General features: G+C 40.4%; 8 protein-coding genes. 1 reads left to right on the top strand and 7 read right to left on the bottom strand.

What is annotated here, in order from left to right:
• Positions 1-31: 31 nt before the first annotated feature.
• The 7 genes from bshA to ABXZ32_RS12590 all read right to left on the bottom strand — a co-directional run bounded on the left by bshA (position 32) and on the right by ABXZ32_RS12590 (position 9,399).
• A complete protein-coding gene (gene bshA / locus ABXZ32_RS12620) occupies positions 32-1,174 on the bottom strand; it encodes an N-acetyl-alpha-D-glucosaminyl L-malate synthase BshA (protein WP_354619035.1) in 1,143 nt (380 codons plus the stop codon).
• Between the two features lie 198 nt (positions 1,175-1,372).
• On the bottom strand, positions 1,373-4,312 hold the full coding sequence (locus ABXZ32_RS12615; protein ID WP_354619034.1) for a glycoside hydrolase family 3 N-terminal domain-containing protein: 2,940 nt from the start codon (positions 4,310-4,312) through the stop codon (positions 1,373-1,375).
• A gap of 105 nt (positions 4,313-4,417) precedes the next feature.
• On the bottom strand, positions 4,418-4,900 hold the full coding sequence (locus ABXZ32_RS12610; RefSeq protein ID WP_354619033.1) for an ABC transporter ATPase: 483 nt from the start codon (positions 4,898-4,900) through the stop codon (positions 4,418-4,420).
• Between the two features lie 11 nt (positions 4,901-4,911).
• Complete coding sequence (locus tag ABXZ32_RS12605) at positions 4,912-5,703, bottom strand: (Fe-S)-binding protein (RefSeq protein WP_354619032.1); 792 nt, start codon at positions 5,701-5,703, stop codon at positions 4,912-4,914.
• A 16-nt stretch (positions 5,704-5,719) separates the two neighbouring features.
• The gene (locus ABXZ32_RS12600) at positions 5,720-7,045 is read right to left on the bottom strand and encodes a (Fe-S)-binding protein (protein ID WP_354619031.1); all 1,326 of its coding nucleotides are present in this window, start codon (positions 7,043-7,045) and stop codon (positions 5,720-5,722) included.
• 3 nt (positions 7,046-7,048) lie between these two features.
• Positions 7,049-8,014, bottom strand: coding sequence for an MlaD family protein (locus ABXZ32_RS12595; RefSeq protein WP_354619030.1), 966 nt, complete (start codon positions 8,012-8,014; stop codon positions 7,049-7,051).
• Between the two features lie 56 nt (positions 8,015-8,070).
• Positions 8,071-9,399, bottom strand: a complete 1,329-nt coding sequence (locus ABXZ32_RS12590) for an N-acetylmuramoyl-L-alanine amidase family protein (RefSeq protein WP_354619029.1) — start codon at positions 9,397-9,399, stop codon at positions 8,071-8,073.
• Positions 9,400-9,619: 220 nt separating this feature from the next.
• Between ABXZ32_RS12590 and ABXZ32_RS12585 the strand changes: the two genes are divergently transcribed.
• Positions 9,620-12,340, top strand: coding sequence for a putative LPS assembly protein LptD (locus tag ABXZ32_RS12585; protein WP_354619028.1), 2,721 nt, complete (start codon positions 9,620-9,622; stop codon positions 12,338-12,340).
• Positions 12,341-12,355 lie beyond the last annotated feature (15 nt).

Here is a 12,355-nt window from a genome sequence, read left to right as displayed (position 1 = left end):
CAATAACAAACTAACAAGGAATATTCTCATATCAATAGGAAGTTTTAAAACGGGCCTTATATGCTTTTTCATAGACCGCTTCATATAAGGGCAAGACATTGGCAATATCAAAGGTTTCGGCAACCTTGACTGCATTTGCCTTAAATTTCTCCAATTCATTATCATCCCTCAGAATTCTCAGGGCATTGGCTGCCATTTCATCAATATTACCAATATCACTAAGGAATCCTGTTACTCCGTGCTGGTTCACTTCTGCTATACCTCCGGCATTACTGGAAATGACCGGCACCTTATTGATCATGGCCTCCAAAGCAGCCAAACCAAAACTTTCAGATTCCGATGGCAATAAAAACAGATCTGAGAAACAAAGGATTTTATCAATCTGGTTGCTATTCCCCAAAAATACTACCCTGTCCGAAAGCCCTAATTTTTCTACCAATAACTCAGCACCTTCCTTTTCTGGCCCTTCCCCTACCATAATCAACTTGGCAGGAATTTCCTTTTGGATCTTATCAAAAATGTGGATGATATCGGGGATTCTTTTTACTTTTCTAAAATTACTGATATGGGTTATGATACGCTCCTCATCCGTCGCCATTAAGGAACGCTGACAGTCCGTGAACTTGGTACTGTATTTTCTTTTATCTATAAAATTGGGGATTACCTCAATATCCTGCTTGATATCAAACAAATCCAAGGTGTTTTTCTTTAAACTAGAGGAGACAGAGGTTACCACATCGGACTTATTGATGCTGAAGGTTACCGCTGGCTTGTAAAAGGGATGTTTCCCCACCAAGGTAATATCAGTTCCGTGAAGGGTAGTAATCATGGGCAGATATATCCCATCTTCCTCCAACATCTTTTTGGCCATATATCCAGCATAGGCATGGGGAATGGCATAATGAACGTGTAAAAGTTCTATTCCATATAATTTAACAGTATCCACCAATTTACTGGAAAGAGCGAGTTCATAGGGCTGGTAATGGAACAATGCGTACTCCGGAACGTGTACTTCATGAAAATGTATCCTATTGTTCAACAATTCCAATCGAACCGGTTGCTTATAGGTAACAAAATGAATTTCGTGCCCTCTATTGGCAAGGGCAATACCCAATTCTGTGGCAACAACACCACTTCCTCCAAACGTTGGGTAACAAACAATCGCTATCTTCATTCTATTATCTTGGCTTTTAACGTAGTTGATTCCTCCTTAAAAAGAATCATTTCCTTACTTTATCTCCTTATTCAGTCGATATAACATCCGTAACATTTCAATGAAATATCCGTTTTGTTTCCTTTTAAGAGGAAAAAGAACCCATCAAATTCATAAGGCTCTGATTTCCTGTTAATTCCTCTATTACAAAACTACCAATTAATTTAATATGGCGTCGTAAATTACCTTTTGGATCCTAGTTCTCAATCCAGATTTAATAAGAAGTGTATTGGAAGCTGAAGGATAAGTACGATTGGACAAGAAGACATAAACCAGATCTTCATCTGGGTCTGCCCATGCCAAGGTTCCCGTAAAGCCGCTATGTCCAAAACTTTTTCGTGAAATTCCTTTAAAGGTTGAACCGCCATTCTTCAGTTCTGGTTTATCAAAACCTACGCCCCTGCGGACATTCTGATCACAAAAGTAACAGGTGTTGAATTTTTTTACTGTCCTTGCCTCCATAAAACGTTCTCCCCCATAATAGCCTCCCTGTAAGTACATCTGCATTATTTTGGCCACATCATTGGAGTTGCTGAACAAGCCCGCATGACCTCCTACCCCACCTTGCATTGCGGCACCCATATCATGAACGTAACCTTGAACTGTACCGTATCGGTAATAATCATCTTCCTCAGAAGGTACTATTTTATTTTTGGCGAATTTTCCCAAGGGATTGTAACTGGTATGATCAGCCCCTAAATGACTGTAGATATTATCATTGGTGATCTTATCCAATCCTGTTTTATAATTGCCCTCAATAAACTTCTTAAACACATAATAGGAAAGGTCGCTATATCGATACCTATTGGATTTTAAACTTTGTCTTCCAATTCTGTTGTAAATCGAATCCTGATACATGTCTGCCAGATACATATCATCCGCCACATGGGTTGTATAACCTGGAACAGGAGAACTCATATACAATTGTGGGGATGGTTTTCTATTCTTATCCAGGGTATCTAAATAAAATGCAATCCAAGCCGGCAGCCTGCCATAGTGCGATAATGCTTTTAATACAGTTACATCCTTGAGTTCTGTATTGGCATAGTCGGGGTTCAGTTTATCAAATGTGTCTATTAAATCTACCTTCCCGTCTTCTTCCATTTTCATTAGAATTGGAAGGGTAGCCAAAATTTTGGTGAGGGATGCCAAATCATATAGATAATCTGTTGTTATTTGTTGATCGGAATCATAAGTAGGTTTACCAAACCCTTTGTTGTAAATTACTTTCCCCCTTCTTGCAACCAATACCTGTGCTCCAGGAAACATAAGGGAATCTAGACCATTTTTCACCATCTTATCCACCAAAGCCAACTTGGAGGTGCTCATCCCTACCCTTTCAGGGAAACTATAACCTAACCTAGATATATCACTCAATATTACTCCGGTATTTACTGGTAGTTCAGGATGCGCAGAAACCGGCAGTACCCCCTTTGCAGGAATTGCCCCGAAAATTAACTGAGCTCCCCTCTCCTGAGCCAAAACACTATTTTGATAGCCTACCATAATGGCATTAATATTATCCAAAGATGGCAACTCCAACAAGGAATAGGGCTTGGCAAAAGTGGCAAGTACAAGGTTGGAGGTTCTTAAGTCTCCTATTTCTTGTAACCACGCTATTTCTTTTGAAGAGAATTTGTAAGGTTTCCAAGGACTCTCATCGCTTTTATGAAAACCGACAATTACTATATTGTAACCTTCCAAATTCTTTTTCAGGCTATTAATGTCATTACCACTAACCTCGGTAACACTTGCGTATTTTTTTAACTCAGTCAAAAACACACTCCCATCGGCATCACCGAATTTGACATAGGCGATTTTTTTGTTCTCTAAATTTTTTATGGGTAATAGATTTACATCATTTTTGGCAACTGTCAGTGCGTTTTCAATGGCTTCCTCATAGACCAGATCATTTTCCAATGAATTTAAATCTTGATAAAGGCCATTCATTTTTATTGGCTGGTAGGTATTAAGTCCAACCCTATATTTTGCCTTAAGGATCTTTTTAACGGAGGTAGCCAATCGCCTTTCCGAAATAATACCGTATTCATAGGCTTCAATTAGCTTCTTTTTGGCCGGCTCAACTTCTTTGGGCATCAATAAAATATCATTGCCCGCTAAAAAGGCCGTGAGCTCCACATCCCCTGCCTCTTTGAAGTTGGAACGTCCCTTTATATCCGCAACGCCTTTCATGTTTAGGGCATCTGTTAAAATTAAGCCTTTGAACTGCAATTCATCTTTCAGTAAATTAGTAATGATGCGACTGGAAAGGGAAGAAGGATATTCCTTTCTTTTCTCTAAGCTGGGAATACTTAAATGTGCCACCATCACACTGCTAAGACCGTTATTGATCAATTTTTTAAAAGGGTACAACTCTATACTGTCCAATCTTTCTGCAGTGAACTCTAGGATAGGCAGTGCCTTGTGGGAATCTGTGGCAGTATCTCCATGCCCCGGAAAATGTTTCCCACTTGCCAAAACCCCAACACTTTCCATGCCTTTCATAAAGGCAATTCCTTTTAGGGCAACGTTGTCCCTATCCTCCCCAAAGGATCTATTTCCTATAATGGGATTATTGGGATTTATATTGATGTCTATATCAGGGGCAAAATTGATATGCACTCCCATTCGTTTGGCATGTAATCCAATCTGTCGACCTACCTTGGCCACAACCGCGGTATCTTTAATGGCTCCCAAGGTCATGTTCCATGGGAAAGCATAAGTTGAATCCAACCGCATTGCTAGGCCCCATTCGGCATCCATTCCAATAAGTAAGGGAATTTTGGAGGCCGCCTGATATTCATTGGTCAATTTTGCCTGCCGGACAAGACCGCCTGTGGAAAATATGACCCCGCCTATTTTATGCTCCTCAATCATTTTTTTAATCTGATCGGTGCCAGATTTAGCTTGGTCCGATGCCACGCTCATCATAAAGAGCTGCCCCATTTTTTCATCCAAGGTCATGGACTGGTACACATCATTGACCCATTGGGCCTGATCCAGACTATCCTTGGAAACCAGAGGGTCCTGTTGACCCCGGACTGAACTTCCAATGAAAAAAAATATAAAGAGAATGTGGAATACGAATTTTAACCTCATAAAAACATGTATTCTAAGGTACTAACTTAAGTAAAAAGATACTAATAAACACACTGGGGGTCATAAACTTAAGAGACATTTATGACTTCAATTTAGCGACAAGGATTACATAAAACGACCGTGCCAGCTTTCTTCGGCAGGCACCTCCCAATGATTTTCGTATTCCAACTTATTGGTTACTAAATTATTGAACACGATGGTGTTTTTAGAGACCGATTTATTTTTGGCCATCTTTTTAAAATCGATAAGGGTCTTATAGGCTACAAACTCCCCTTGCTTATAGGAAACGTTCATTTTGTCCAATAGATCTATATCGTATTTCTTTTCCAAAGCCTGTATAAACCGCACGGATGCATCAATGGAGCATCCAGAGGCCGTGGTATTTGTTTGATCCAGGGCTATTACGATAAATCGGTTATAGCGTATCTCATATCCCGCTTTCAATTCGCTTCCATGGGCCGTCCATTCTTTGATAAATTGGTCCAGTCCAGCTTTCACTTCTTCCAATTCCTCTGCATTGAAGCTTCTACTGGCTTGATAGATCCATACCCTTGAAGTCTCTGATAATGAATTGAATTCTACTAACATTTGTTCTTTTTTTATAAATCTTCGGCAGTGGCAATCAGTTCTGCAATATCCATTACCGCCACAGCTCCTTCTTGCTCTTTGTTCTTTACCCCATCGGTCATCATCGTATTGCAAAATGGGCAACCGGCTGCAATAATTTCAGGTCTAGTATCCAGAGCCTGTTCTGTTCTTTCTATGTTGATATCCTTATCTCCTTTTTCTGGTTCCTTGAACATCTGAGCTCCTCCTGCACCGCAACACAAGCCTTTTTTCTTGCAGTTCTTCATTTCTACCAGTTCGGCATCGAGCTTTCTTATCAGATCCCTTGGAGCCTCATACACATTGTTCGCCCTTCCCAAATAGCAAGGGTCATGAAATGTGATGCGCTTTCCTTTGAACTGACCACCTTCCATGGTGATTCGTCCTTCATCCAATAACTGCTTTAAAAATTGGGTATGGTGCACAACTTCGTAATCACCACCCAATCCTGGATATTCATTCTTTATCGTATTAAAACAATGGGGACATGCAGTTACGACCTTCTTAATACCATAACCGTTCAATACTTCAATATTGGTCACAGCCTGCATTTGGAACAAAAATTCGTTTCCCGCCCTTTTGGCCGGGTCACCAGTACAGCTTTCCTCAGTACCCAAAACAGCAAAACTCACTTTTGCCTTGTTCAGGATTTTAACGAATGCTTTTGTGATCTTTTTTGCCCTATCATCAAAACTTCCTGCGCATCCCACCCAAAACAATACTTCCGGTTGTTGACCAGCTGCAAACAGTTCTGCCATGGTTGGCACTTTTAGTTCATTACTCATATCTTCAAGCTGTTTTTTATAATTCTTTTTCCCAGTTAAGCCTATCCATTTGATTGAATGGCCACGGTGCTCCATTGTTTTCAATATTGCCCATCATATTGTTCAAATCTGATGGGGCGGCGGATTGCTCCATTACGAGATATTGCCTCATATCCATAATGATCGATAAAGGATCTATACTTACCGGACATGCTTCCACACAGGCATTACAAGTGGTACAGGCCCATAGTTCTTCATGGGTAATATAATCACCCAACAACTCCTTGCCGTCCATTTTGAACTCCCCATTATTGGCGTCTATATTTTTCCCTACTTCTTCCAAACGGTCCCTGGTGTCCATCATGATCTTTCTGGGAGAAAGCTTCTTTCCTGTCTGGTTCGCCGGGCACTCACTTGTACACCTTCCACATTCTGTACAGGTATAGGCGTTCAATAATTGCACCCAATTGAGATCCATCACATCAGAAGCCCCAAATTTTGCTGGAGGCTCTGCTCCTTCCACAGGCGCGGCAAACGGATCAGCTGAAGGATCCATCATCAATTTCACCTCTTTAGTCACAGCTTCTAAATTATCGAACTGCCCTTTTGGTCTTATTTTACCAAAATAAGTGTTCGGGAATGCCAAGAGGATATGTAAGTGCTTTGAATAGTACAGATAATTAAGGAAGAACAGGATACCTACAATATGAAGCCACCATGCACTCCTTTCTACCAGAACCAAGGATGGTATGTTCATGCCATCTAAAATAGGCGCCAAAAATTGACTTATAGGAAAGGATCCCGCTTGGGTATAGTGATCAGCTCCCAACTGTTGTAATTGATAATCGGCGCCGTTCATTGTCAGGAACAAGATCATCAAAACCAATTCTATATAAAGGATCAAATTGGCATCATTCTTAGGCCAACCCTTCATTTCTGGATTCAAAAATCTTTTAATTCGAGTCACATTTCGTCTCAACCAGAAAACAACAACTGCGACGATAACCAAGAATGCCAAGATTTCAAAGGAAGCAATCAAAAAATCATAAACACTACCCAAAGGGGCAAAAATACGGTGGGTCCCCAAGAGTCCATCTATTATAATTTCGAGCACCTCTATGTTAATGATAATAAAACCAACATAGACAATTACGTGCATTATCCCAGCTATGGGCCTTACTACCATTTTGGTTTGTCCCAAGGCAATTTTGGCCATGTTTTTCCATCGGAGCGGTTTGTTATCACTAACATCCACATCTCTACCCAACTTAATGTTACGGGACAACCTTTTTACATTTTTGGTAAAAAAAGTTAGTGCACCTACTAGTATTATTGCAAATAAAATATTGGGAAGGTATTCCATATCCTAATCGTTGCTTTTTTCTGCCGGATCGTTTTCCGGTAATGTATACTCTTTTTGCTTTTTACCGAAAACCGATACATTCACATATCGTTTAGGATTTAATCTGAAATCTTGTAACAATAGGTCCAGCTCTTTAGAAGCACTGGACAAATTAGCGTAAAGGGCTTCGTCTTTCATCAATTTACCCAAGGTACCTTCTCCTTTTTCCATTTTGGCCATAAGACCATCTAAATTTTTAAGGGTAGATTGAAGACTTTCCATGGTTTCCACAATACCTGAATTAGCAATGGAGTCCGATAATTTTGAGAAATTCCCGGTTATATTGCTCAAATCCTCAATAGATCCGTTCAATTTATCCTTATTGCCCACCAGTAATGCATTCATAGTATTTGCACTCCCTTGAAAACTGTTGACCAAGGCATTCAACCCACTGATGCTCTCCCGTAGATCCTTTTTGGTCTTGTCATCGAGGATTTCATTAAAATTAATCAATAAGGAATCTGCGTTGGAAACTGCATCCTCTACTTTTAATTGTAAAGGCGTTAATCGTTGTTGTACCAATTCTGTGAGTCCCGGTTTGGTTTCTGTTTGGAGCGTATCTCCCGATTTTGCCATTGGAGCATTATCGAAAACAGGTTTTATCTGTATCCCCTTACCTCCAATAATTCCTGTATCATAAAGTTCGGCCTTGCTATTTTTAGAAAATTGGAATTTATTCTCCACCGAAAAAGTGACCAACAACATTCCAGTATCATCTTTAAACCTGATGTCATTGACCTTTCCTACCGCAAAACCGTTGATGGATACCTGGGTACCAGGTTGGAGTCCGCCAACATGTTTATATACCGCGTAAAATGTTTTACTATTGTCAAATATTGGTGAAGATTTCAGATAACTAAAACCTAAAACAAACAACAAGATACCGCCTAAAACGATAATTCCTGTCTTAATTTCCCTAGATATTTTCAAAGAGATCGATTTACTGTTCTTAACAAAATTAGAAATAATTTTTAGAAGAGGTGCTATTATTCAGAGACGTATTTCAAAGCTTCGTCCAATGATATCCGCTTTCCATCCTTATATGCCACCACATAAGACGTGTCATACCCTTTAGCATCTGCATTGGACTTCAATAGCTTGGCATCAAAATAAGACTCGGCATTGCCATACATATATCTATAAAGTTTGCCTACAGGTTCTTTCGTAAGTTTGTTCAACCCTTTGAAATTTTCCGAATTTAACGGTATTTCTCTAGAGCTGGCAAAAAGTTGCACCTTATAAATAAGGTTGCTTTTCTTTTTAAATTCTATGGGATCCGTGCCTTCCTCTTTTGAATCTGCTGCAGCTACTTCTTGAGGCTCATTTTTGGTTTCTTTACTTTTAACCACCGTTTCCTTAGGTAATTCTTTGGGCTTTTCAGGCGTGTTAACCACTTGTTTCACCCTTACCATCTTTTCTTTGGGCAGGTCTTTTTTGGGCACCTCTATTGGCTTCTTTACCTCTTCCTTGGATGCAACGGCAACATTGGCCGTTTCCTTTTTAACATATTCCATTGCCGTATTCCCGTTAAGGGTGTTCTTATAATCCAATATGGCAGCAGCAATGGCGCTCCCCATTTCGGTCTGTCCCTTGTTGGAATTCAAATAAGCTCCTTCCGTTTTATTGGTCAGGAATCCTGTTTCCACCAAAACGCTTGGCATAAAAGTCTGATGGAGTACAATAAAGCCGGCCTGCTTCACTTTTCTATCCACCCGTCTTAATTTATTGGTGAAGTTATCCTGTATCAATTTAGCCAAGGCAATACTCTGATCGAGAAATTCTTCTTGCATAATGGTGAACCCTATGACAGATTCAGGGGAATTTATATCGTATCCTGCATATCTGGTCTCATAATCGTCCTCCAAATAGATAGCCGAGTTTTCCTTTTTTGCTATTTCAAAATTCTGCTTGTTGGCATGAAGCCCAAGAACAAAGGTTCCAGCTCCATGGGCATCAGAGTTGTGGGAATCACAATGAACGGAAACGAAGAGATCCGCATCGGCCTTATTGGCTATTTGACCCCTAACATAAAGATCAACAAAGGTGTCGTCCTTTCTGGTATAAACCACTTTAACATTGGGATTCTTCTCCAACCATTTACCAATATTCAAAACGATGTTAAGGGCTATGTTTTTTTCAAGATATCCATTACCCAAGTTACCTGGATCATGACCGCCATGGCCTGCATCCAAAACCACTACAAACGTTTTCTCCTTGGGCGTCTTATCTCCGGGATCACTGAAAGCCGACAATAATACAGCTAGCACCAAAAAAGTGATTGCATAAAAAAGCTTGTATCCAATATATTTAACCATAATGCTGTTATACTTGTTTTGAATTTTTATACATTATTTTTTCAATTCCTCCAGAATTAGGTGGTATTTTTGGCCATTCCTGATTCCTTTAACCATTTGCGCACATGCGTACGTAATATGGTTAAATTTATTGCAATCAGGTACAGGGGGAACAAAAAATATATGTAAGTTTGGATTCCAAAAATTAAGCCAAACTATTACAAAAATAGGATTTATAGTCTTGCAATCAAACAAACATCATTTACTTTTATATTTCCTGTTGTTGCTGACAGCAACTTCCTTGTTTGCACAAGATATCCCAGTACCCCCCGTGCCCATCAAAGCTGAGCAAGACACCATTGTGGCTTCTCCTCTACCGAAGATCATAAGACAGGATACAATTGCTGTAGATTCTGTTCAAAAAGATTCTTTACCCAAAAAAGAGCCCCTTTTGTTGGACAAAATTAAGTACAAGGCCAAGGATTACGCAAAACTCAGTCAGAAAGACCATAAAATATACCTTTATAATGAGGCCGAAATCTATTATCAGGATACGGAGCTAAAAGCTGGTGTCATCGTCATGGATTACGAAAAGAATGAGGTATACGCAGGAAGAATTAAAGATTCAACAGGTGCTTATTCCCAGATCCCGTATTTTAAGCAAGGTACCAATGAGGTAAGACCCGATTCCATCCGCTTCAATTTTGATACCCAAAAAGCATTGATCTTCAATTCCCGATCGGAACAACAGGCAGATGTAGGAGCACTGGGAAGCGATGCCATGAAGGTATATGCACAGATCACCAAAAAGGAGAACGACTCCGTTTACTTCCTATACGAAGGCAAACTCACCACGTCCAAGGACACTGTAGATCCAGACTATTACATTAGGGTGAGAAAAGCAAAGTTCGTTCCCAAAAAGAAAATTATTGCTGGTTATAGCAATATGTATATTGCCGATGTCCCTACCCCCATTGCATTGCCCTTTGCTTATTTTCCATTGACGGAAGGTCGCAGCGCAGGATTATTGTTTCCTAACATAGGAAACGATCCAACGAGGGGATATTTTTTACAGGATGGTGGGTATTATTTCCCCATCAACGATTATGTGGATCTGAGTGTTCAAGGAGACGTGTATACCAACGGTAGTTACGGTCTTAGAGGGGAATCACAATATATACAGCGCTACAAGTTTAGGGGAAATGTAAATATCAGGTACGAAAACATCATTAACAGTCAAAAAGGCTTTGATGATTACTCCAGATCCACTAATTACAACATCCAATGGTCCCACTCCCAGGACACCAAGGCGAGTCCCAATTCCAGGTTCTCAGCATCGGTAAACTTTGGTAGTAGCCAGTATTATAGAAACTCATTGAACCAGTTCAACGTTCCCAATACACAGAACAATAACCTTTCATCTTCCATTTCCTATTCCAAGACGTTTCCAGAATATCCTTCGGTAAACATGAGCTTAACGGCCACACATAACCAAAACACCAATACGGAGGCAGTAAACCTTACCTTACCAACACTGACCACCAGTGTGGAGCGTATCTATCCATTTGCCAAACGGGACGGGATAAAGAAGGGAATTATACAGAACATCAACTTTCAGTACAACCTAAGGGCAGAAAATAGAATTACCACCACAGATTCACTGTTCTTCACTTCCAAAATGTTCGAGGGCGCCAAAGTGGGAGCAATACATACCATCCCCATCAGCACCAACTTCAAAGTTGCCAAGCACTTTAGTGTTACTGTAGGGGGAAATTACAATGACGTGTGGACCCTTCAAACCTATGAAAGGGAATATGATGAAGATGCTAGACGTGGCGTGGTCACTGATACAGTCTCTGAGTTCGCGAGATATGGTGAGTACAATTTGACCGCTAGCCTTGGAACCACCCTATATGGAACTTTCAATTTTGGGGAGGATAAAAAAATACAGGCCATTAGGCACACTATGAGACCATCTATGAGCTATGGGTACACCCCAGCCTTTGATCAATATTACCAAGACTATTTAGATGAGAATGGGGACCAGATTCTTAACGCCAATGGAGACATCCAACGGTATAGTAAATTTGAAAACACCTTGAATGGAGCCCCCGGACTGAACAAAACGAGCGCCATGAGCTTTAATTTGGCCAATACATTAGAAGCAAAGGTGCGGGATAAGGATTCAACAGCTCTGGAACCCAAAAAAGTTTCCCTCCTCAATAGCTTTAACCTATCCACGGCCTACAATTTTGAAGCGGATTCCTTAAAATTAAGCCCCTTGAACATCACTGGAGGAACCACCATCCTCAACAATAAAATGTCCATCAATTTTTCTTCCAGCTTGGATCCCTACGCCATAGACAACAATGGGATACGTATAGATACATGGAACAAGGATAACGGAGGAAGCCTATTTAGATTGACCAGGGCAAATGCCAATGTAAGCTATCGTATCAGCAGCACCAGTTTTGGTAAAAACAAAAAGGACGATGAAGAGGAGCCTACGGACGACTATGTTGCTGCCAGTGGAGGACGGACCGATGATCTTTTTGGTAGGGCAGATGACTTTGGCAATCAACGAAGTTTTAGAGAAGATGACAATAAAGAGCCTGAGGAAACGACTAGCTATGGCAACAAACTTCCATGGAACCTTAATCTCGCCTATGCCGTAACGTACAACAATAACAATAGGCAGAACCAAATCACCAATAACTCCCTAATGTTTTCTGGGGACATCTCCCTAACCCCTATGTGGAACGTTGGGGTATCCTCGGGATACGACTTTGCAAACAAGGGCTTCACCTTAACTTCTTTTAGGTTTGAAAGGGATTTAGAGAGTTTTAGATTGAATTTCAACTGGACGCCATTTGGGACCTATGAGCGTTGGTACTTCTTTATTGGGATAAAGAGCTCCCTGCTTAAGGATCTGAAATGGGAAAATAGAAGTCAGAGACGTTAGCACAACGTAGTATTA

Origin of the sequence: Sediminicola luteus (assembly GCF_040566555.1) — a bacterium.
Taxonomy (GTDB): domain Bacteria; phylum Bacteroidota; class Bacteroidia; order Flavobacteriales; family Flavobacteriaceae; genus Sediminicola.
Note: the sequence above shows the minus strand (reverse complement) of the source record. Positions and strands in the feature narration are given on the sequence as shown.

Coding starts and splice junctions, on each gene's coding strand:
- ABXZ32_RS12590 (WP_354619029.1), bottom strand. CDS start 9,399: ATGGTTAAATATATTGGATACAAGCTTTTTTATGCAATCACTTTTTTG.
- ABXZ32_RS12605 (WP_354619032.1), bottom strand. CDS start 5,703: ATGAGTAATGAACTAAAAGTGCCAACCATGGCAGAACTGTTTGCAGCT.
- bshA (WP_354619035.1), bottom strand. CDS start 1,174: ATGAAGATAGCGATTGTTTGTTACCCAACGTTTGGAGGAAGTGGTGTT.
- ABXZ32_RS12615 (WP_354619034.1), bottom strand. CDS start 4,312: ATGAGGTTAAAATTCGTATTCCACATTCTCTTTATATTTTTTTTCATT.
- ABXZ32_RS12610 (WP_354619033.1), bottom strand. CDS start 4,900: ATGTTAGTAGAATTCAATTCATTATCAGAGACTTCAAGGGTATGGATC.
- ABXZ32_RS12600 (WP_354619031.1), bottom strand. CDS start 7,045: ATGGAATACCTTCCCAATATTTTATTTGCAATAATACTAGTAGGTGCA.